The sequence below is a fragment of the Acinetobacter sp. NIPH 284 genome, assembly GCF_000369425.1.
Classification (GTDB): Bacteria; Pseudomonadota; Gammaproteobacteria; order Pseudomonadales; family Moraxellaceae; genus Acinetobacter.
In genome coordinates this window covers 192,169-214,326 of the sequence record NZ_KB850010.1, presented here as the reverse complement: position 1 = coordinate 214,326, position 22,158 = coordinate 192,169, and the positions used below count along the sequence as shown (strand labels likewise).

The following is a 22,158-nucleotide window of genomic DNA, read 5'->3' as shown; positions in this document are numbered from 1 at the left end:
TCTTGAGGGTGTATGAATAAGAGAAGTTTAACTATTGGGATTGTTGTTACAGTAATTTGCATTGCAATTATTGTATGTATTTATCTTTTTACTGGCTTAGAGCATCCGAAGTCTTTGAATGAGTTTGGAGATTTCTTAGCTGGTGTTTTTGCACCAGTTGCTTTCTTTTGGTTGATTTTAGGGTATATGCAGCAGGGCAAACAATTAGAGCAAAATACCAAAGCTTTAGAGCAACAAGAAAGAGCACTTCAACTTCAGATTGATGAGATGAGACAAGGGATAAAACAGCAAGTTGAATTAGTTCAACTTCAACGACAACAACTTGATGAACAGCATAGGACGCTCGAACCAAGATTTATTATTTCTCAATCTAAAGTAAATTCTCCTGTATATGGCAGCAGCACAGATCCTAAGATAGATATTAATCATAATGTAGTATTTGTTGTGATCAATTATACTTTAGACAATTTGGGAGGAGATGCTTTTAATTTGAGAATAACTCACCCGAAGACTAATGAGATTTTTGAAAAAATTAGTAACGTAAAAGCATCTACATCTGAAGAAATTAGATTTGAATTAGCGCAATTTCAATTAGATCAATTAAATCAAAAAAAAGAGTTGGAAGATTCATTAGATTTCTTTTATGAATGTAAAAATGGGCGTTCAGTAAAATATGAATTACTTATCCATGTATATCAAACCAACCATCCATTTTATGGTGTAAATCTCTTTTTGAAGAACGTTGATTTGTAAAAAATAAAAATGCATTAATTAAAAAAAGCCCATCTTCATGGGCTTTTATAAGTATCTAAACTTTAACGACCATTACGGCTACGCCCACGAGGTGCTTTAGTATTTGGACGAGTTGTACCATTGGTCTTACGACGTGGTTTCTCACTTTCATCCATTTGCCAAATACGCTTTGTACCTGACTTTTTCTTGTTCGGATCTTTTTTATCACCTTCTTTCTTCTTCTGGTGCATGGGTTTACCGCCCGTGCCGCCTGGTTTTTTAACATACGAGCGAGAACGATACGGTTGATCTTCAGGTAAATCTTTAAAATCAGGATAAAGCAAAGGCTCGATTTCAGTTTGCTCACCTGGTTGTAAACCTAAACGAACCAAATCAATTGCACCAATTTTAGTGCGAATTAAGCGTAAAGTTGGAAAGCCAACCGCCGCTGTCATACGACGTACTTGGCGATTACGACCTTCACAAATTTGTAGCTCAATCCAACTTGTTGGGATGTTAGCGCGATAGCGTACAGGTGGATCTCGGTCCCATAACCATTCTGGCGCATCTACTTTCACTGCATTAGCAGGTAACGTCATGCCATCAGCGAGTTCAACGCCTTTACGCAATTGCTCTAATGCCTCCTCAGTTACATCACCATCGACTTGAGCAAGGTAGGTTTTAAATTTTTTATTTGCAGGATTTGTAATGTATTGATTCAGACCACCATGATCCGTAAGGAACATAAGTCCTTCTGAGTCAAGATCAAGTCTGCCTGCCAGACGTAAATCTGGATCATGAATAAAGTGAGAAAGTGTAAGGTGTGCTTCATCCTCACGGAACTGTGACAAAACGTCGAAAGGTTTGTTGAATACAACTATTTTCATATGAGTATACTGCTTTGGCTATGGGCGGCATCATAACAATAAAGGTTTCTATTTAATGGGAAAATGTTGTTATTTCCCGTATAAATCTCAAAAAAACCTGTTTTGAACTAAACTGTTTCATGCAATAAAAACGAAAGTATGCCATAGAAGGCATAGTGATAATCGCTAAATACATGAGGGAGAACCTGCAAAATGGGTTATCAGAAGATCGTGGTTCCTGCCGATGGTGACAAAATCACAGTAAACGCAGACCTGTCACTGAATGTTCCAAATCATCCAATCATCCCTTTTATTGAAGGTGATGGTATTGGTGTGGATATTACACCAGCTATGAAAGCAGTAGTAGATGCTGCGGTGTTAAAAGCTTACGGTGGCAAACGTTCGATCGAATGGATGGAAGTCTATTGCGGTGAAAAAGCAGATAAAATTTATGGCACTTATATGCCTGAAGAAACCTTCGAAGCTTTACGAGAATTTATTGTTTCGATTAAAGGCCCTTTAACCACACCTGTGGGTGGTGGTATTCGTTCACTGAACGTTGCTTTGCGTCAAGAGCTTGATTTATATGTTTGCGTGCGGCCAGTCCGTTGGTTTGAGGGGGTTCCTTCACCTGTTCAACATCCTGAACTTACGGATATGGTGATTTTCCGCGAAAACTCAGAAGATATTTATGCAGGGATTGAGTGGAAAGCAGATTCAGAAGAAGCTAAAAAAGTGATTAAATTTCTAAAAGAAGAAATGGGCGTAACAAAAATCCGTTTTGATGAAGGCTGTGGAATTGGGATCAAACCTGTTTCTAAAGAAGGGACACAACGTTTAGTACGTAAAGCTATTCAGTTTGCGATAGATAATGATAAACCTTCTGTGACGTTGGTCCACAAAGGTAACATCATGAAATACACCGAAGGTGCATTCAAAGAGTGGGGCTATGAACTCGCAATAGAGCGCTTTGGTGGTGAACTACTTGATGGTGGGCCGTGGGTTAAAATCAAGAATCCTAAAAATGGTAAAGACATCATTATTAAAGATGTGATTGCCGATGCATTCTTACAGCAAATCTTAATGCGTCCAGCAGACTATTCTGTTATTGCGACGCTTAATTTGAATGGTGACTATATTTCTGATGCGCTGGCAGCAGAAGTTGGGGGAATTGGCATTGCACCGGGCGCCAATATTGGCGGTGCGATAGCAGTTTACGAGGCAACACATGGAACAGCACCAAAGTATGCGGGGCAGGATAAGGTTAATCCTGGTTCAATTATTCTTTCTGCTGAAATGATGTTACGTGATATGGGATGGGGCGAAGCTGCTGATTTGATTATCAAAGGTGTTTCTGGTGCAATTGAAGCGAAAACAGTAACGTATGACTTTGAACGATTAATGCCGAATGCAACCCTATTGCGCTGTTCTGAATTTGGTCAAGCCATTATTCAACACATGGAAGATTAAACAAAGCTGAGCTAAAGAGAAGGGTGTTTAAGTAACGCCCTTTTTTGTCGGCATTTTTTTAGTTCTATTATATTGTTTGTTAATATCGTTCTTTCATAGTGTATTTCACATGATTTTTAAACGTATAAATATGCACTGTATCGTAAATTTAGATAAATCTGTATCTATGTTTTATCGGCTAAAAGTTCAAAATAGTTGAAAAATATTTAGAGTCTGTTGCTATGAAAATGTATCAAGTTGATGCTTTTACCCAAGTATTATTTAAAGGCAATCCAGCAGCAGTCATTGTCTTAGATGAATGGTTGGATGAGTATCTCATGCAAAATATTGCATTAGAGAATAATCTTTCTGAAACGGCTTTTGTTAAAAAGATTGATGAGACAAATTATGAAATTCGTTGGTTTTCGCCAACTGATGAGGTCGCTTTTTGTGGACATGCGACACTGGCAAGTGCATTCGTATTATTTAAAGATTTTACAAGAATAAAAACCATTCAATTTCATGTGCGTGAGTTGGGAATTTTTGTCGTTAGCCAAGCAGCAGACGGCAAGATTAAAATGAATTTCCCTATTCGAAAAGCTAAACTTGTATCTGAATATCCTCAGGAACTTCGCGATGGTTTAACCAAGCCATTTAAAGCAGTTTATCTGAATGGTCAGGCGTATATTGTTGAATATGAAACAGTCGCTGATGTATTAAACGAGCAACCTGATTTTGAAAAATTAAAGCAATTAGGCGCATTACGTACCGCAATTACTGCATCTCAACCTGATGTTGCTATTACAGCAAGAGGTGAAGGTCAGTTTGATTGTGTATCTCGCTATTTTGCTCCTGCGATTGGGATTAATGAAGATCCTGTTACGGGTTCGATTCATACCGCAATTGCGCCCTTATGGGCTGAAAAACTTGATCAAACTCAGCTTATCGCATATCAGGCATCAGTTCGAGGTGGGGTTTTAGAGTGTGTTATTGAGTCTGAGGATCGTATTGAAATTTCAGGTTATGCAAAACTGTATATGCAAGCTGAACTGACGATCTAAATTTTAACTAAACCGCTATAAAAACATAGAAAAAAGCTGTTTAAATACACAGCTTTTTTCAAAACATAACTATTAAAAATTTAAACCATTATCTAGTATAGCTTGTTGTTTTTATTTAAATCACCAAAAAACTCGGATAATCTATGTTAATGCGGTTTAAGCAGCTTACTCTCTCACTTTGTTTGATCGGGTTGAGTGCAACGTCTTGGTCTCAGACAGTACTCGTAAAAAGTGAAAAAAATATTGAAGAATACAAATTAGATAATGGTTTCAGAGTTATTCTTGCACCAAATGATAAAGAAAATAAAGTCTATGTAAATACAGTATATTTAACAGGCTCTCTTAACGATCCTAAAGGGAAAAGTGGTCTTGCTCATTTGCTCGAACATTTGGCATTTAAAGGCACACAAAATGTAAAAGGTGAGGAGTTCCAGCGTCGTTTGGACCAATTCACTTTAATGACCAATGCCAGTACCGATTATTACTCAACTAAATATTTAAATATTGTTCGTCCTGAAAAAAATGCACTGAATGAAATTCTATACCTTGAGTCTGAGCGTATGGATAGATTAGTGCTACAAGAAAAATTTGTTCCATCTGAAATCGAAATCGTAAAACGTGAACGTGAAATTCGTATGGATCAACCGTTTGCAGTATTGATGGATCAGATGTGGAAAGCGGCTTATGGCAATCAATATTTAGGTCGATTGCCGATTGGTGATTTGCCTGAATTGAAGTCTATAAAAATGAATGAACTAAATCAGTTTTATAGAACATGGTATGCACCAAATAATGCTGTGATGGTCATTTCTGGAAAATTTGATAAATCAGAAGTATTAAATAAAATTGATCAATATTTTAGTCCGATTCCTGCACGTACTGTACCTGCACCTGTTCAAGTTCCAGTCTTAGATTCTAGTAAGATTGAGCAGCGAAAATTCACGGTGCAAAAGGGTAGTGATCTTGCTAAATTCCACATTTATATGAATGGAAAAAATACGCAACTACAACCAGCATTAGCACTTGCACCAGCACTTTATACCATGCAACCTAGTGGTACGTTGTATAAGAGTATGGTAGAAACAGGAGTGAGTACAGCTGTTCAATCAACGACATGGTTGGACCAAGATTTTAATATGGTGTTTATGGGTGCGGTGTATGCGCCGAATCATGATGCAAAGAAAGTTGATGATGCGTTGATTGATGGTGTTGAGAATAGTCAATCATTTACCGACGCAGAATTACAACGTATCAAAACTATTACTCTAAATACCGCTGATACGATTGCAAATGATGCCGTTGCTTTGGGTTCTCGCCTTAGTGATTATGCAGTGTCTTCACACGGACAATGGGATCAGTACTTCAAAGATTTACAAGCCATTCAAGATTTAAAATTAAATGATGCCAATCAAACATTAAAACAGTTTTTAGTATCATCGCATCGTATTTCGGGAGATATTCAGCCTACGCCTGAAGATCAAAAGAAAGCGATGACACTCAAGACACAAGATAAACCTAAAACCTTAGACCAAAGTGCCGAAAAGCCTGAACCTTTGAAAGATGTTGCCATTTATCAACAAGAAGTCACTCAATTTGTTGCACAGTCTGCGCAGCAATTGCGAAAAAATGAGCAAAAAATTCAACGTGGTGAATTAAAGAATGGTATTCGCTATGCTTTATTCCCAACCACAACACGTGATGACAAAACCTATGCCACGATTAGCTTAGATTTTGGTACAGAAAAATCACTGTTTGGTAAAGGAGTGACCTTAGATTTAACCAGTTATTTGATGTTGCGTGGTTCTGAAAAACATACACTGCAAGAAATTACAGATAAAGCGATTGCAGCAAGTGGTGGAGCATCTATCACTTCAAATGGTAATGGTTTAACAATTGGGATTCAGGCAAAAAAAGATAAGTTTGAAGATTTTTTAAACTTTATTGTCGATGTGATGAAGCAACCTAAATTTGCACAATCGGAATTTGATCTAGCAAAAAATCAGAGTTTATCTGCATTAGATCGACCTTATACTGAACCTGCTGTGGTCGCATCTATGACTTTGGCAAGATTACTCGAAACCTATCAACCAGGTGATTTGCGTTATCACTTTGAACCAGAGTTTGCGAAGCAGCAGTTAAATGCGGCTACGCAAGCACAGGTGAAGCAATTCTATGATCAATTCTTTGTGACAGATCATGGTCAAATTGCTGTGACAGGTGATTTCGATCCGAAAAAAATGCAAGGCATGCTACAGAAAGCATTTGGACAGTGGAAAACGAAACAGCCGTACCAAAAAATTACTTCTCCTTATGTTGCTTTCAAAGCTGAAAAAGTCCATGCACTATCCGAGCAACGTGAGTTTGGTAGCTATCAAAGTATTCTAACGATTCCAGTAGGTGCTTATCATCAAGATGCTCCCGCACTCATTATCCTTAGTCATATTATGGGTAACTCGCAGTTGTCTTCTCGTTTGGCGCAGGAATTACGTGAGAAAAATGCGCTTGTTTATGGATTTGGCAGTAATCTTGATCTAGATTCTGATACCGATAGTGGATCAATTAGTATTACTGCGAATTATACAGCTGGTCGTTCTGATCAAGTTTCTCAATCTGTTCATAAAGTATTAACTGATTTGCTAAGCAAAGGTGTGACTGAACAAGAGGTTGAAGCAGCTAAAGCCGATATTATGAAGAAGCGTGTGACTTCATTAGAAGATGAAAGAAATATTCATAGTATGCTTACGGGTCAATTAGAGCGAAATAAAACCTTGATGGATCGTGCTGAACGAGATCAAGCACTTGCAAAGTTGAGTAAGGCAGATGTAGATGCTGTAATTAAAAAATACATCAAATTGGATCAGTTTGTGGAAGTGATGGCTGACCAATATGGTAAAGCCCAAGACTTAAAATAACAGACCAAAAGAAAGCCACCCTTAGGTGGCTTTCTTTTTACGTTTAGATTATTCGTGATCGTGTTTATGCGTATGAAAATCTTCATTTTTACGGAATCGTAAGTAATTTTCAAACTGCTCACAATATTCGTCAAAGTTGTCTTCAAGCATCATTTGAAACTGTTGCAATAAATAAGACATCACCTGTTCTTTGGCATCACGCATTTCATTGCCATCTTTAAAATTATTTGCTGCAACCCACGTATTAAAGCGAGCTGTTGCAAATAACATGGCAGCGCTGACTTGTCCACGTAACTCTTCTGGTTTGGGTTGCTGTCCTTTTGGTGGGCGACAAAACTCATTGGCTTGTTTGATAAATTCATCTGCTCGCTCAAAAAATATCGCATTTAAAGCTTCTTCTTCTGTCACATCAGTGGCATTAATTTTTTGAGACATGATTTTTCCCAACAACAAATAAGACACGATATTATAGACAAAGCCTTGCGGAAACTAAACCTTTGGCTTAATCTAAAATAGCCTAAGTAATTAGAATAATCACTATGCAAGATGCGATTGCAATTCAAAGCCTTAAAACGGATATCGCTTTACTACGTCAACATATTCATCCACCCCAATATTTAGAGCATGTCGAAGGTTTGCCGATTTATTATGGTTTAAAGGATGAGGTCGATGAATACTACCAACAATGGCAACCTTTGATTGAAAGGGCACAGCAACTCTGTCAGCCTTTTATGGAGGATGATGTCGTTGATGCAATTCATTTACCGAGCCATCTAAATTTGCCACTGTTTTTCTTTCATGTAGATCGTATTCGAATTAATAAAACACGGGCTAAAGAATCTAAGACTTTTCGTGGAGTAGCGGCTTTGCTCGAAAAATGTGGAAAATTTGAGACCGATCAGATTTTTGCGATGCAGGAATGGTTGGGGAGTGATGATACTGCGGCTTTGGTGGCACATCGTGAGTTTATTGATTTACGAACTTATGTCTTTCAACATGGACAAAGTGAATATACGCGTACCCGTTTTTATATGAATGGCGTGATTTTAAGTGTTGAGCCGCATTTTAAATTGGTAGATGCGCGAGATAAGCCACGTAAGCAGCGTAATGATAGTTATAGTGATCCGATTGCTGATAATGGGACATGGAAGATTTTTGGGAAATATCGATAGAATTTGATAGTTTCTTATCCAGTCAAGCTTTTCATCCCCCTCTTTTCAAAGAGGGGTTAGGGGCGATTTACACTGATCAGTATGTGGGTTTGAGTAGAGATTGCTATTTCCAGAAAATATCTTGAGCCGATAAATGCTGTAACTTTTTATTAGCTTTCTTTGCGACATGCGGCTGCTGTGCCTTAACCCAACCTAAAGCAAATAAAAATTGTGATTGTTCTGCTGCCTGTTGTTCAAAGACCTGTTCTGCCACAAAGAGATCATTATAAAAACCTAAATATTCTTGGATTGGTTCTAGTTTATTCAGAAATTGCTGAACCTCTTTTTCAGGATAAAGCCTAGAAATAAAATCGATGCAATAACGCAATTGCTTAATACGCTTACGAGTACGATGTTGTTTTTCAACTGTAAGTGTAGAAAACTGAGTCGCGTCCATTAAAATTTTATGAAAAAGCTTGCTCAAACTTTTAGCCACTTGTTTAGATAATTTTGATTTCGATTTATCTCCACAATATATAAAACTAAATAATGATAAGAATAGCTGTGTTGTTTTAGCTCCGCTGAAAAGCTTGGCGATATTGGAATCTATTTCAGCATCAATAGGAAATTCAAAATCACAGCTTTGTTTTATAAGCGGAATCACAGAATCCTGAATTGCATCGTGATCACGTAATTGCCCCAAAGCCTTAAAAAGTTCTGCTAATTCATTTTCCCAAGTTGGATCAATCTGTGCTGACCAATTTGAAAAATGTTTTAAAGCAGAACGTAAGCGACGCAAGCCGACACGTGCTTGATGAATATGATCGGCTTCAGCAACACCATCGGCAATTGCGGCAGCATTCGGCAATATGTGGTTTAAGGTATTTTCGACGATCAGTTTAAGCGACTGTTCCGCGCTAAGTTCAGATTCTAAATTGAGCTGTTTGGCTTTGGTCGCAGGAGAAACACGTTTGCCAACTGCGAGTAAATTACCACGTTCTGCTTTGCTACGCACATCAAGCCATAATTGATATTTATCTACCCATGTCTTGGTAAAATCAATTAAGTCCTGAGCGGAACCTTGTTTGAGTTCAAATTCAACTTCACAGATTTTCGCCTGATCTTTGCCTGTACGAATTTCGCCATCATCCAGACACACTTCAATCTGTGAATGATTAAACTCAAATACATGATAGCTACGCTGCACATCAGTTTGAAACTGCAATTCTAAATCAGCAGGTGAATCACCCAAGATATCACGCAACACATTTTGAACGGTCTGGTTATGCTGATAAAGCGATAAATCCAGTTCAGGTTCCTGTTCACATTTACCCAATACAATATCTTCTTCAATCCGTTGTAGATGATTTTTACTGGCGGCTTTAAAGGTTTGTACCCAATGCTCACCTTCTTGGCGTAAACGGATAGCGACATAGTTTTTGGCAAGTAAGCGGTCAGCGGTATCATAATATTTGGCTTGGAGCTGAATTTTTTGCGCTTTTTGCTTATTCAATATTTGTAAAACACTTTTTTTCTTAGATTCAGGAAGTTGAAATTTAAGCTCTATTTCCATGATGTTATGACTCCTGAGCGCAAAGAATGATAAATATAAAATGAGTATAACGGGTTGACCTCAAGAATGATTGTAAAGTTGTTTTAAGTCTGGATACGATGACACCTAATGACTTTATTTTGTGCAAAAAATGAATTAACGTGTGAACAATCTTGCACGATTAGGATGATCAAGAAATGAATGCACCAGCAAATATAACTAAGCCAGTTGAATTTTCATTACCGATTAAAAATTATAATGAATTCTATTATTTCTACCTGACAGAGCATCGGAGTATCACGAGCCGCCGTTTGCACGTGATCGGTAGTTCAATTGGCTTATATTTCTTTAGTAAAGCAATTCGTCAGCGCAAAGCAAAATACTTCGCGTATGGTTTAGTCTCAGGCTATGCATGCGCTTGGGTTGGGCATTTCTTCTTTGAACACAATAAACCTGCTAGCTTTAAACAACCATTTTATAGCTTTATTTCGGATTGGAAGATGCTATCAGACGTTGCACGTGGGCGTTTGAGTTTGGTTGATCGTCAGTTTGATAAAATTGATTCTTAAAAAATATTTTTCTTTAATACGATAAACGACATCTAATGTCCCGTAGGGTTATGGCTAAAACTTCCCTAAACAGCGTTATGAAACTTGACAAGGGGATCGCCATTGCCTGCGTTTCATGCCTTATTTATGTCGTTTTAGCCTATAACGCAATGCATGGCTGAAATGTCAACACACCCTAAGTGTTTAGTCCCGGCATTTGATGGATCGGATCAATCTTAAAAAGTTCAGGTTCATCTGTCCACTGTTTGCAGATGAATTCGTAGGGAGTCAGGCCCCTGAGTGTTTTGAGTCTGCGGCCGAAGTTGTATGCAGCAATAAAATCAGCAAGGTGAATACATAGCTGAGTGTGATCGTCGTAATGGAACCGTTTGACAGTAGCTTCTTTAATCGTTCGGTTCATCCGCTCGACCTGTCCATTGGTCCATGGATGCTTAACCTTGGTAAGACGATGTTCAATGCCACATTCAGTACAAACCCGATCAAAGATGTGCTCAGAGGCGTAGCGATCACAGGTGCGGTTCGTGAACTGGATGCCGTTATCTGTTAGCACCATATGGATTCTATAGGGCACAGCCTTAACCAGATTGCGCAGGAACTCCGCGGCTGCCATCTTACTGGCTTTAGTATGCAATTCAGTGAACGCGAACTTGGAAGTGCGATCAATCGCAACGAAGAGATAAAGCTTATCCTGTGCTGTTTGCATCTCAGCGATGTCGATATGAAAGTAACCAATGGGGGTAGCTCTTGAAGCGCTTCCTGACAGGGCGATCACCTTGTACCTCAGGCAGTCGTGAAATACCATGCCGCTGCAAGCAGCGGTGTAACGACGAGCGTGTCAGATAAGGAATACTCGGCTGCAATGCATAAAGGCAATCGTCTAGTGGCAACAAAGTGCGTTTTCGAAAAGCAACAATTGCCGCCTCATCTTCAGGCGATAACACGCTTGAGCGAGGATTCTTTGGCCCGGTTGTAAGATCATCTACTTACGTTTCTTCCATTTTGCGATGGTCTTTTGATTGATGCCGTAACGCTTGGCTAGCGTTCTTAAGCTCTCTTGACTATTTTGTATTGCTCGACGCACTGCCTGTGTCGTTGTGGCGCTGCTGTGTAGAACTTGTCCCATAGTGCTTCCTTCCATTTATCTGAGAATATTGCACCATTAAAATCTGGGACTAAACACCTAAGTAATATAAGAAAAAATAAGAGAAATCATAACAATGGAACAGCTTAATCCTTCCGATTTAAAAACAATTTTACATTCTAAACGTGCCAATCTTTATTACCTTGAACATGCACGTGTCATGCAAAAAGATGGTCGAGTTTTATATCTCACAGAAGCCAAAAATGAAAACCCATATTGGAACATTCCAATCGCCAATACAACGGTCATTTTATTGGGTACAGGCACATCCATTACCCAAGCGGCAATGCGGATGCTCGCCAGTGCAGGGGGCGGTTTTACAGATTGCGGCGGAACGCCTTTATTTATGGGCAGCGAAATTGAATGGATGATGCCACAAAGTGAATATCGCCCCATGGAGTACATGCAGGGGTGGATGAGCTTTTGGCTTGATGAGGCGAAACGTTTCGAGGTCGCAAAGCAATTTCAGTTCGCGCGTATCGAATTTATCCGTAAAGTTTGGGCTAAAGATCGGGATTTACAAGCCGAAGGATTTTATCTGGATGACCGAGATATCACCCAGATGTTAACAGGATTTGAAAAGAAAATTCCGCATCAAAGCAAAGTTGGTGATTTGTTGCTTGCTGAAGCACAAATGACCAAGCAGCTTTATAAGATTGCGGCAACACGTTGCAAACTCAATTTTGAACGCAATCCTGAGCAGGGGGATTTAGCCAATGACTTTTTGAATCATGGTAATTATCTCGCTTACGGTTTCACTGCTATGTAGGCAGCTTATAAAGTTTAAATTAAATAGATTTTTATTTCCTAGTCATATTTTATTTAGTTAAAATGAAAAATAAAAAGAGTTTATACTTTATTACTTAATGCGTAATTCAATATTATTTTTTGGACTTATATTTGTGAAAAAATATCCTATTATTCTAAGTATTCTATTATTTTGTTTTATACAAAGCATATGGGCGAATATGAGTCCACAAGCTCGAATTATCAATGGTAATACCACTACAGAAGCACAAATTCCTTGGCAAGTTGCACTCATAACTAGTCCTTTAGACCCTTATCAATCCTACATTTGCTCAGGAAGCTTAGTTGCAGATCGTTGGGTGGTGACAGCAGCACATTGTATTGAACCACTCGAAAAACAAAACAGTGATTATTATATTTTGATTGGCGCACAAAATTTACAAAGTATTCAATTAGGACAAATTATTAAAGTTAAAAAGGGGCATATGCATGAGAAATATAATAATCGTATTTATGATAACGATCTTGCACTATTAGAATTGGAAAGTGCTGTCGATTTTATAAAATGTGGTAAAAATTGCCAAACAATCGATATTATTAATCCAACTTTAGAAAAACAAAATGCATTGATTGCGAGTATGACGCAAATTGCAGGGTGGGGCGTATTAGAGGATTGTGACAATAGTCAATCTCTAGTTTGTCAGCATTACGCAGGGCAAATGATGAGAAATCCTGCGCTGTATCCAACCACTTTAAGATATACCACGCTAAAATTAGCCAATTGTCTATCTTCATCATTATATAGCGCGCAACAAATCACTCAGAATATGCTTTGTGCAGAATCACCGATGCAAGACAGTCTTACAGATGCTTGTTATGGTGATAGCGGTGCAGGTTTAACGATAAACAATTTAGAAAAGCCATATCTGCTTGGGATTGCAAGTTGGGGTGTCGGTTGTGCCAAGGTGGGTTATCCTGGTGTTTATACGCGAGTTACAAATTACTCTGATTGGATAAACAACTATCTGCATCCAAGTACTATTCCAGAACAAAAAACTAGCCAAACAAATCAATCAGGTGGTGGAAGTGTCGGTATTTTCATGATTTTATTATTCGTAATATTAGCAATTACACGTGGGCGTTTTATTAAAAGTGCGTAATATTTTTGCTTTATACTTTAATACATGAAATTGATGAGTTTGAACTATGCGCGGTCTTTATCTGATTACCAATGATGATCCCCTCCAATTATTATTAGAAAAATTAGATGTGGCTTTGGCGACGGAGAATATTGCTATTTTACAATATCGCCGTAAAAAAGTGGCAAGAGTAGCTCAACCATCCGAAGTGCAACAAATCAAAGCACTTTGTGAAAAATACCAAGTTCCATTTGTAATTAATGATGATTTAGCTTTGGCAGAACAATTTGGTTTAGGTGTACATCTTGGACAATCTGATGGTGAAATTATCGATGCGACTGCACGTCTACCAGAGGGTGTGATTATTGGGCGCACTTGCTTAAACTCCTTAGAACTGGCTGAAAAGGCAATTGCTGAAGGTGCAACTTATGTGGCCTTTGGCGCAGTCTATGCCACTTCAACTAAACCTGAAGCAGGTAATGTTGGAATTGCAGTCATTCAACAAGCAAAGCAGACGTTTGGAGTACCAATATGTGCCATTGGCGGTTTGACCGTTGAAAATTCCCAAGTGGTCATCGAGGCAGGAGCAAGCCTTTGTGCGGTAATTAGTGATATATTAGGGCGATCAACAGCCGAAATTCCTGCTCGTGTAAATGCATGGGCAAAGTTATTTGCATAATTTTTTGCATCGTTTCGACATTTTATTCTTCGATTCTAGGTTGAGTCTTTTATGAGTTTATCTCCAAAGCAAGAACAGTTATTTAAACAAGCAAATAAACATATTCCAGGTGGTGTCAATTCACCTGTACGTGCATTTAACGGTGTGGGTGGTACGCCTGTCTTTATTGAAAAGGCAAAAGGTGCATACTTGTGGGATGTTGATGGTAAGCGTTATGTGGATTATGTTGGTTCATGGGGACCAATGATTTTAGGTCATGCGCACCCCGATATTATCAAAGCGGTACAAACCGCAGCTGAAGATGGCTTAAGCTTTGGCGCACCAACAGTACATGAGACTACGCTGGCAGACACCATTTGCGAGATTATGCCTTCAATTGAATTGGTACGAATGACCAGCTCAGGTACTGAAGCGACTATGACCGCGATTCGTTTGGCGCGTGGTTATACTGGACGTGACAAAATCGTAAAATTTGAAGGCTGTTACCATGGTCATTCAGATTCGTTATTGGTGAAAGCAGGCTCAGGTTTACTCACTTTAGGTGAAGGTGAACCAACTTCAAAAGGCGTACCTGCTGATTTTGCAAAACATACCTTAACCTTGCCATATAACAATATTGAAGCTTTAAAAGAATGCTTTAGCAAGTTTGGTCATGAAATTGCAGGGGTCATCATTGAGCCTGTGGCAGGCAATATGAACTTGGTGACGCCAATCAACGGCTTCTTACAAGCGATTCGTGATGTTTGCGATGAGTACAAATCGGTATTTATTATTGATGAAGTGATGACAGGTTTCCGTGTTGCTTTAGGTGGTGCACAATCGGTTTATAACGTAAAACCAGATTTAACGACTTTAGGAAAAATTATTGGTGCAGGTTTGCCAGTCGGTGCTTTCGGTGGTAAACGTGAAATCATGGAATGCATCGCACCTTTAGGCGGTGTTTATCAAGCAGGTACATTGTCAGGGAATCCATTGGCAATGCGTGCTGGTATCGCGATGTTCAAGCATCTCCGTGAACCTGAATTTTATGACAAGCTCGCTGCACAGCTCGCAAAATTACTTGCAGGGTTACAAGCTGCGGCAGATGAAGCAGGTATTCCATTTAAAACTCAGCAAGTCGGTGGTATGTTCGGTTTGTATTTCACCGATCAAGAGGACATTACCAGCTTTGATTCGATGTTAGCTTGTGATGTTGAAGCATTTAAGAAGTTCTTCCACGGAATGTTAAAGCGTGGTGTCTATCTTGCACCATCTGCATTTGAAGCAGGATTTATTTCTTCTACGCATTCAGATCAAGATATTGCAGAGACCATTCAAGCAGCAAAAGAAACTTTTGCAGAGATGAAAGGCTAAAATATAAAAAGCAAGCACACTACTGAGTGTGCTTGCTTTACAAAAATTACCAATCTCGTGTTGCTATAAGCTCTTCTATATCTGCATCAGTAAACCCATAAGCGCCAGCAATCACATCAAAACCATGCGCAATTGCTTCTCGTGCTGCCGTTTCGATTTCACTTTCTTTTTCCCAAAACTCTTCTTGCAACTCATTAAATTGCTCAGTTGTTGCATGAGTCAAAACATAGAGTTCTGCCAAAGTTTTGGGCTGGGTTAAGTTACTTTATTTTTGTAATTTCGATATTGATATCAAATCAAATTTAAAAAACTTTATTTAAAACTATTGAGTTCGTGGTGGCATACACCATTTAGAGAAAACGATCAGTATTATTTGGGACTTAAATGTGAGTCATGCTAAAAAATAACTGAGTTAGCTAAAATTTGATTGTAATTTCTCTTCAAGCTTTTTATGATTGCCCGCTTGTTTTCATCCAGTCGTTGGAAGGCTACCTTGAGTGATTTTCTAAGTGAACATTTGATTCATCGTGATGAAGATTTTATGGTGATCCATAAACCTGCTGGGCTTCTGACAGTGCCAGGGAAAACACCCGATTTACAAGACTGTTTGATCAATCGTTTATTAAAATTAGAACCGAAAACTTTACTCATTCATCGTTTAGATCGAGATACCTCAGGCATTTTGGTGTTTGGTTTATCCAAATTTGGACAGAGCAAAATTTCACGTCAATTCCAAGACCGTCAAACCTCAAAAATTTATCAAGCTTTGGTTGCTGGTCATTTAGAGGGTCAGGGCACAGTTGATATTCCTGTGATTTATGATCCAAGTCGTCCGCCATTACATATCGCTGATGCAGCACATCACAAACCTGCATTAACCGAATGGCAAGCCATTGAGCATTTCGAAATTCAAGGACAAGCAGTAACCCGAGTTAAATTGATTCCGATTACAGGCCGTTCACACCAACTTCGTGTGCATATGCAATATCTAGGTCATCCAATACTAGGAGATACCTTATATGCAACTCCTGAACAGCAACAGCTTTATGCACGTTTGTGTCTTCATGCAACACAACTTAGCTTCACTCATCCTAAAACAGGCACTCAACTCAGTTTTGACTACCCAGTGCCGTTTTAATCGTATTTTTTTTATCAAACTAGATGTAAAGCGCGATATTTCAGTCAGCTTTATGTCAAAATATTGAGCTTATTTGGTGATTCATTTTCACCATAATACCAAATTTAAAACTACATAAAGTAGCTTAAACTTTCATCAGTTTAAGGCATACAATATGTGGGCTAACATGAAAAAAGGTGGAATAAATTGCAGCAGTTTGCTATTGGTCAACGTTGGTTATCAGATACAGAAACTGAACTAGGTTTAGGCGTTCTTATTGATGTGGATGAACGTTCTATCAGCATTTTATTCCCCAAAAGTGATGAAACTCGTGTCTATGCACGTAACAATGCACCTTTATCTCGTATCATTTTCAATGTAAACGATGAAGTGCAAGATCAAGAAGGCACCAAGTGGATTGTTGAAGCAATCGAAGATCGTCATGGCGTGCTGCGTTATGATGTCGTTCGTAGCCTAGAAAATGGCGAACAAGAACGTAAGTCATTGAACGAAACCCGTATCGGTGCACAAATTCAGCTATCAAAACCTTTAGAGCGTTTGTTAGCGAGCCAAATTGATTATAAAGAATGGTATGACCTTCGTATTGAAGCAATGTTATTGCAAGCGAAAATGCATACCAGTCCTTTACGTGGTTTTTTAGGTGCGCGTGTTGGCTTGATTCCTCACCAGCTTTATATCGCACACGAAGTGGGTAAACGTTTTGCACCACGCGTATTGTTAGCAGATGAAGTCGGTCTTGGTAAAACTATTGAAGCGGGTCTCATTATCCACCAACAACTGAAAACAGGTCGTTCAGAACGTATCCTGATTTTAGTACCTGATTCATTACAGTATCAGTGGATGATTGAAATGCGTCGTCGTTTCAATTTGCAATTCTCCCTGTTTGATTTAACACGTACCGCTTCGATCAAAGAACATGATCCTGATCTCAACCCATTCCTGACTGAGCAATGCATTATTGCCAGTGTCGATTTGATGGTTGACCATGATGATTTGCGTGAGCAAGCAGTCGAAGCAGGTTTTGATTTACTGGTAGTCGATGAAGCACACCATTTAATGTGGAGTGAAGAAAAAGGCGGTAATGATCGTTATGATCTTGTCGAAGAGTTGGCTGAACAAACAGCGGGTGTCTTACTTCTTACGGCAACGCCTGAACAACTCGGTGTTGAAAGTCATTTTGCACGTTTACGTTTACTTGATCCGCAACGTTTTAGTAGCTTAGATCGTTTCCTTGACGAAGAAGAACAATATCAGCAAACAGCTAAAGTTGCTGAAGTCTTAATGTTAGATGAAGCATTGACTGAAGAACATCTTGCTGCTCTGGATGGCTTATTGGGTCATCGTATTGATGATCAGCCTGAACAGCGTATGCGTGCGATTCACGAGTTGTTAGACCGTCACGGTACAGGTCGTATTTTATTCCGTAACACACGTGAAGCGATTCAAGGTTTCCCAGGTCGTGATTGCCAGCCAGCGCCTTTACCAGCACCAGAAGACTGGTCATTTGATGGCAAAATGCGAGAGCAAATGTGGCCAGAAGAAGGTCAACTCGATGGTGCTTGGATGGAAAATGATCCTCGTGTGCCATGGTTGATGGAAGTTCTACGCAAAGATTTGAAACATAAAAAAATCTTGTTGATTGCACGTAGTGGACCAGTAGTTGAAGCACTTGAAAATGTATTGCGTTTACATGCAGGTATTCGTACTGCCATGTTCCATGAGGGCATGAGCTTATTGGAACGTGACCAAGCTGCGGCATACTTTGCCGAAGACAGTTACGGTGCTCAGATTCTTCTCTGTTCGGAAATTGGTTCAGAAGGACGTAACTTCCAGTTTGCCAGTGACTTGATCCTATTTGATTTACCTGCAAACCCTGACGTACTTGAACAACGTATTGGTCGTTTAGATCGTATTGGTCAGGAAAATCGCATTCAAATTCACGTGCCATATTTGATCGGTACAGCGCAAGAGCGTATGTTCCGTTGGTATAATGAAGCATTGAATATTTTCAGCAGTATTTCTCCGACGGCGCAAACGCTGCAAGAGAACTTTATTGTTGAATTGAAAGACTGTTTATTGGCTGATCAAGGTCAGACGTTTGAGGATTTACTTGAAGAAGTGAATGTACAACGACAAGCTTTGGAAGCTGAGTTACAAGCGGGTCGTGATCGTTTGCTTGAGTACAACTCTTGTCGCCCAGTCGTTGCGCAGGGCATTGTACAAGCACTTGAAGACTATGATGACAACACGACTTTGCCAATGTTTGTGAAGCGTTTCATGTCATCGACCAATATTGACTTTGATGAGCAAAGCAATGGTACGGTGATCATCAAACCAACGGATCAAATGCAAGTTCAAGGCATTACCTTGGACGAAGAAGGCATGACAGCAACTTTCTATCGTGATCAGGCTCAAATCCGTGAAGATGCACAATATTTGACCTTGGAACACCCATTTATTGAAAGTGTGATGGAAATGATCCGCACACAATCATTTGGTAGTACTAACGTTGCATTACTCAAATCGAATGCGTTAAAACAAGGTTCGGTCTTACTCGAAGTTTGGTTTAAGGTCGATGTAGTTGCACCAAAAGGGTTGAACTTACCGTCAAGTTTGCCTAAGCAATTGATTCGCGTATTACTGAGTGAAACAGGTCAAGATTTATCTGCCAAGATCGATCCAAGTATTTTACGCCCATATTTGCATCATCTCGATGGCAATAGCTGCCGTCAAGTTGTGAAAGCTCGTCGTGATGTAATTGAACAGCGTTACGCACAAGCTTTAGATATTGCCAAAACCTCGTTGCCTGAATTGATGCAACAAGCCAAAGAGCATTATGGCAGCAAATGGCAATATGAAATTGACCGTTTAACTTATCTTAAGCAATTTAACCCAAGTATTCGTCAAGATGAAATTGAGCGTTTACAAAAGTTCCAGAAAGAGGGTCTAAGCTTATTAGATGGTCTTTCTGTGACTCCAGAAGCGATTCAAGTCTTAGTTGTAGTTAAACCATAATTACGACTGATGTAATAAGAAAGAGGACCAATCGTCCTCTTTTTTATATCGTGAATATACTTAATTTTGATCGATATTGGCTTCTAAGAACCATAAATATTGATCCAGATCTTCGAGTGCTGCATGGATAATATCTTCAGAGATTGGATCTTTAATTTGCTCGATTGTATCTCGAAGATGATTTGCAACGACACCATAACGATCAGCCAGCTCTTTTAAGTGATCTTGCACTGCATGGATTGCAATAGGATAAGGCTTAAGATGCGAACTTTCAGCAACCGTTTGGGTTGTTCCGAGCGCTGTTCCACCAATCTGTACCGCACGCTCTGCGACATTGTCTAAATGGGTGATCAATGAAGTACGGAACATATCTAACATTTCATGTACCGCAATAAAATTACTACCCCGCATATTCCAATGCGCTTGTTTGGTAAGCAATGATAGATCAATAAGATTTGCAAGAATTTGATTTAAAATTTTAACGGTGGCTTCTTTGATAGAATCATCTAAATTATTACGAGTATATACTTTCAAAGCCGCTGCTGAAGAATTCATAGTTACCTCATTCAATTATAATGTAATGAAACATCGTGAATAAAAACCATTCTGTTCTAGCTTAAGTGCAGAATGCCTGAATGAATGTTTTAATTCGCAAGGCTTTTGTAATTTTCCTTATCATCATTTTTCTTTTTATTACTTTGCTAAATCAGTCGCAATGATAAATTGATCTATTGAATCTGAATAGCCTGAATATAATTCAGATCAAACCAGCATCTTTGCATTCTAATTTAATGTAAGCGTAAAAAATCGGTGCAACGATTAAGCCACTTAATCCGAAAATCGATTCAAAAATGAGCATAGCCAAAAGTACTTCCCATGCACTTGCATTAATTTTTGTACCAATGATTTTTGCATTTACGAAATATTCAAGTTTATGAATGATGACTAAATATGCTAAAGCGATGGCTGCTACTGAGAGTGAAATGGTTAAGCCAGCCATAATAATTAAAGTATTAGAAATTAAGTTACCAATAATAGGTAAAAGACCAAAAATGAAGGTCAAAATAGTCAGTGTTTTAGCAAAAGGTAAATGGATATGGAATAGAGGCAAAACGATAAAAACAAAAATGATAAATAGTGCTGTATTGATTAAAGAGATTTTTACTTGAGCAAAGACGACATTTTTAAATGAAATCGAAAGCTTCTGAATACGATGTAAAATAGCAGCTTTAAAGACAGGTTGTGGTGCGTGCTGCTTAAAGTTCTGAATTGAAACCAAGATACCTACAATTAAACCGATCAGCATGGTCGTTAAGTTATGCAGAATATCGGTACCTGTATTTTTAACAATCGAAATATTATTCTTGATGAAGGACAAAATCTGATTCTTGATATCTGCAACACTATGAGGAAGATAACCAGGGACATATTGACTCATTTCAGCTTGGAATTTAATGAGAGTTTGATCAATCTTAAAGTTAAACGAGTTAAGACCTGTTCCTTTTAAATCATAGATCACAAAGCTAATTAAACTAGTAATAAAAAATCCAATCAAAAATGTGGTCAAAATTCCAAGAATAATACTGATAAAGATACGCGCACGTTGTCCATCAATATGTTTTTCAACAATTGAGCTTAGACTGTTAATAATTTCGAAAATCAAGAAACCTGCAAAAAAACTAGGCAACAAATGCAGGGGAATGACCATCATTAAAAATAAAAACATCAGAATAAAACTGGCGATGATACTTTGACGGTCATTGAGAAGGATCATGATCTGTATGCCTAAATTTGCTTATAGTTATGATAAATGACAAAGATATATCCCAAATGAAGATAGTCTATGCTGATGAAATTGCTTAATCAATTTCCATTTTATCGAAATGACGGGCACCTTCTAAAATCATACGAATCATTACCATGGTTTGCTCTGCAACGTCAGTTCGTTGTTCAGCAGGTAAATCAATCACTTTTGCACCCATATTGAATACCAATTGGGTAATCGCTTTAGCTGCAATGTCAGCATGACTGATTTTACTATTATTCATTTGTTCTAGGCGAATCAGGTCTTCTTGTAATTCTTGCTGAAAGAAATTTAGCTGACGGTCTACAGCGAGTTTATATGAGGTTGAGCCCGTATATCCTTCGCGTAATAATAAGCTGAGATAACCTTCATCGGCATCGAGCTGTTGAATGAAAACTTCAACTGAACTTCGAATAATGCTTTGCTGCATAGATGCCTGCAAACGCGCTTCGCGAATGATTTTACGTAATACCAAACCTGCACGATCGATGAGAGCGATAGCTAGTTCATCAATATCTTTAAAATGTCGATAAAAACTATTCGGTGCAATGCCTGCTTCACGTGCTACTTCACGTAAGCTCAAAGATGCAATACTTTTTTGTGGGCCAATTAAATTCAGTGTCGCCTGAAAAAGTTCTTCTTTGGTAATGGTTGCTTTTCTACCAACCGAACGTACAGGAGATTTCATAGCAATGACATCTTGTTCATTTAGTGAGTCATGACCGAGCGGTAAAAAAGTAGAAGATTGAACCATTATTTTCAAAATATAAGTAAGCTACTCGGGATTATAGCGATTGTCTGACTACTTGGGAAATGTAAATTCCTATACGAATATATATACAAATATATA

Annotated in this window: 17 protein-coding genes and 3 pseudogenes; 12 read left to right on the top strand and 8 right to left on the bottom strand. The window is 38.6% G+C overall.

What is annotated here, in order from left to right; genetic code table 11:
• The first annotated feature begins 12 nt into the window (after positions 1-12).
• The gene (locus F908_RS04110; RefSeq protein ID WP_005157992.1) at positions 13-753 is read left to right on the top strand and encodes a hypothetical protein; all 741 of its coding nucleotides are present in this window, start codon (positions 13-15) and stop codon (positions 751-753) included.
• 62 nt (positions 754-815) lie between these two features.
• On the opposite strand, the gene F908_RS04105 is transcribed toward F908_RS04110, so the two are convergent.
• Positions 816-1,619: a pseudouridine synthase gene (locus tag F908_RS04105; RefSeq protein WP_005157989.1), complete on the bottom strand. Its 804-nt coding sequence runs from the start codon at positions 1,617-1,619 to the stop codon at positions 816-818.
• Positions 1,620-1,811: 192 nt separating this feature from the next.
• Here F908_RS04105 and icd point away from each other — a divergent pair, with 192 nt between their 5' ends.
• The 3 genes from icd to F908_RS04090 all read left to right on the top strand — a co-directional run bounded on the left by icd (position 1,812) and on the right by F908_RS04090 (position 7,020).
• Positions 1,812-3,068: an NADP-dependent isocitrate dehydrogenase gene (gene icd / locus F908_RS04100; RefSeq protein ID WP_005157986.1), complete on the top strand. Its 1,257-nt coding sequence runs from the start codon at positions 1,812-1,814 to the stop codon at positions 3,066-3,068.
• Between the two features lie 221 nt (positions 3,069-3,289).
• Positions 3,290-4,108, top strand: coding sequence for a PhzF family phenazine biosynthesis protein (locus F908_RS04095; protein ID WP_005157983.1), 819 nt, complete (start codon positions 3,290-3,292; stop codon positions 4,106-4,108).
• Between the two features lie 143 nt (positions 4,109-4,251).
• The gene (locus F908_RS04090) at positions 4,252-7,020 is read left to right on the top strand and encodes a M16 family metallopeptidase (RefSeq protein ID WP_005157980.1); all 2,769 of its coding nucleotides are present in this window, start codon (positions 4,252-4,254) and stop codon (positions 7,018-7,020) included.
• 48 nt (positions 7,021-7,068) lie between these two features.
• Here F908_RS04090 and F908_RS04085 read toward each other — a convergent pair whose 3' ends face one another.
• Positions 7,069-7,455, bottom strand: coding sequence for a DUF3144 domain-containing protein (locus F908_RS04085; RefSeq protein ID WP_005157976.1), 387 nt, complete (start codon positions 7,453-7,455; stop codon positions 7,069-7,071).
• 104 nt (positions 7,456-7,559) lie between these two features.
• On the opposite strand from F908_RS04085, the gene F908_RS04080 reads away from it, so the two are divergent.
• Complete coding sequence (locus F908_RS04080) at positions 7,560-8,192, top strand: hypothetical protein (protein ID WP_005157974.1); 633 nt, start codon at positions 7,560-7,562, stop codon at positions 8,190-8,192.
• Between the two features lie 103 nt (positions 8,193-8,295).
• Here the strand turns inward: F908_RS04080 and F908_RS04075 are convergent, their stop codons facing one another.
• The gene (locus F908_RS04075) at positions 8,296-9,744 is read right to left on the bottom strand and encodes a CYTH and CHAD domain-containing protein (protein WP_005157971.1); all 1,449 of its coding nucleotides are present in this window, start codon (positions 9,742-9,744) and stop codon (positions 8,296-8,298) included.
• 176 nt (positions 9,745-9,920) lie between these two features.
• On the opposite strand from F908_RS04075, the gene F908_RS04070 reads away from it, so the two are divergent.
• Positions 9,921-10,292, top strand: a complete 372-nt coding sequence (locus F908_RS04070; protein WP_005157968.1) for an Mpo1-like protein — start codon at positions 9,921-9,923, stop codon at positions 10,290-10,292.
• Between the two features lie 175 nt (positions 10,293-10,467).
• Here the strand turns inward: F908_RS04070 and F908_RS15400 are convergent.
• Positions 10,468-11,415: pseudogene (locus F908_RS15400) on the bottom strand (IS481 family transposase).
• Between the two features lie 94 nt (positions 11,416-11,509).
• Between F908_RS15400 and cas1f the strand changes: the two are divergent.
• The 4 genes and pseudogenes from cas1f to hemL all read left to right on the top strand — a co-directional run.
• Positions 11,510-12,196 (top strand): annotated as a pseudogene (gene cas1f, locus F908_RS04055) (type I-F CRISPR-associated endonuclease Cas1f); the annotation flags it as partial.
• A gap of 205 nt (positions 12,197-12,401) precedes the next feature.
• Positions 12,402-13,340, top strand: coding sequence for a S1 family serine peptidase (locus F908_RS04050; protein WP_155756595.1), 939 nt, complete (start codon positions 12,402-12,404; stop codon positions 13,338-13,340).
• A gap of 46 nt (positions 13,341-13,386) precedes the next feature.
• Positions 13,387-13,998: a thiamine phosphate synthase gene (gene thiE / locus F908_RS04045; RefSeq protein WP_005157951.1), complete on the top strand. Its 612-nt coding sequence runs from the start codon at positions 13,387-13,389 to the stop codon at positions 13,996-13,998.
• Positions 13,999-14,049: 51 nt separating this feature from the next.
• Positions 14,050-15,351, top strand: coding sequence for a glutamate-1-semialdehyde 2,1-aminomutase (gene hemL / locus F908_RS04040; RefSeq protein WP_005157947.1), 1,302 nt, complete (start codon positions 14,050-14,052; stop codon positions 15,349-15,351).
• 46 nt (positions 15,352-15,397) lie between these two features.
• Here the strand turns inward: hemL and F908_RS04035 are convergent.
• Positions 15,398-15,595 (bottom strand): annotated as a pseudogene (locus F908_RS04035) (DUF5713 family protein); the annotation flags it as partial.
• Positions 15,596-15,844: 249 nt separating this feature from the next.
• Between F908_RS04035 and F908_RS04030 the strand changes: the two are divergent.
• Both F908_RS04030 and rapA read left to right on the top strand, forming a co-directional pair.
• Positions 15,845-16,489, top strand: coding sequence for an RluA family pseudouridine synthase (locus F908_RS04030; protein WP_171063531.1), 645 nt, complete (start codon positions 15,845-15,847; stop codon positions 16,487-16,489).
• Between the two features lie 186 nt (positions 16,490-16,675).
• Positions 16,676-19,504 (top strand): RNA polymerase-associated protein RapA, encoded by a 2,829-nt coding sequence (gene rapA / locus F908_RS04025; RefSeq protein ID WP_005157940.1) that lies wholly within the window; start codon positions 16,676-16,678, stop codon positions 19,502-19,504.
• 60 nt (positions 19,505-19,564) lie between these two features.
• On the opposite strand, the gene dps is transcribed toward rapA, so the two are convergent.
• From dps to fabR, 3 genes are all read right to left on the bottom strand, one after another.
• Positions 19,565-20,059 carry a DNA starvation/stationary phase protection protein Dps gene (gene dps / locus F908_RS04020; protein WP_005157937.1) on the bottom strand — a complete coding sequence of 165 codons (495 nt, stop codon included), beginning with the start codon at positions 20,057-20,059 and terminating at the stop codon, positions 19,565-19,567.
• A 202-nt stretch (positions 20,060-20,261) separates the two neighbouring features.
• Positions 20,262-21,278 (bottom strand): AI-2E family transporter, encoded by a 1,017-nt coding sequence (locus F908_RS04015; protein WP_005157935.1) that lies wholly within the window; start codon positions 21,276-21,278, stop codon positions 20,262-20,264.
• Positions 21,279-21,363: 85 nt separating this feature from the next.
• On the bottom strand, positions 21,364-22,062 hold the full coding sequence (gene fabR / locus F908_RS04010) for an HTH-type transcriptional repressor FabR (protein WP_005157932.1): 699 nt from the start codon (positions 22,060-22,062) through the stop codon (positions 21,364-21,366).
• Positions 22,063-22,158: the final 96 nt, after the last annotated feature.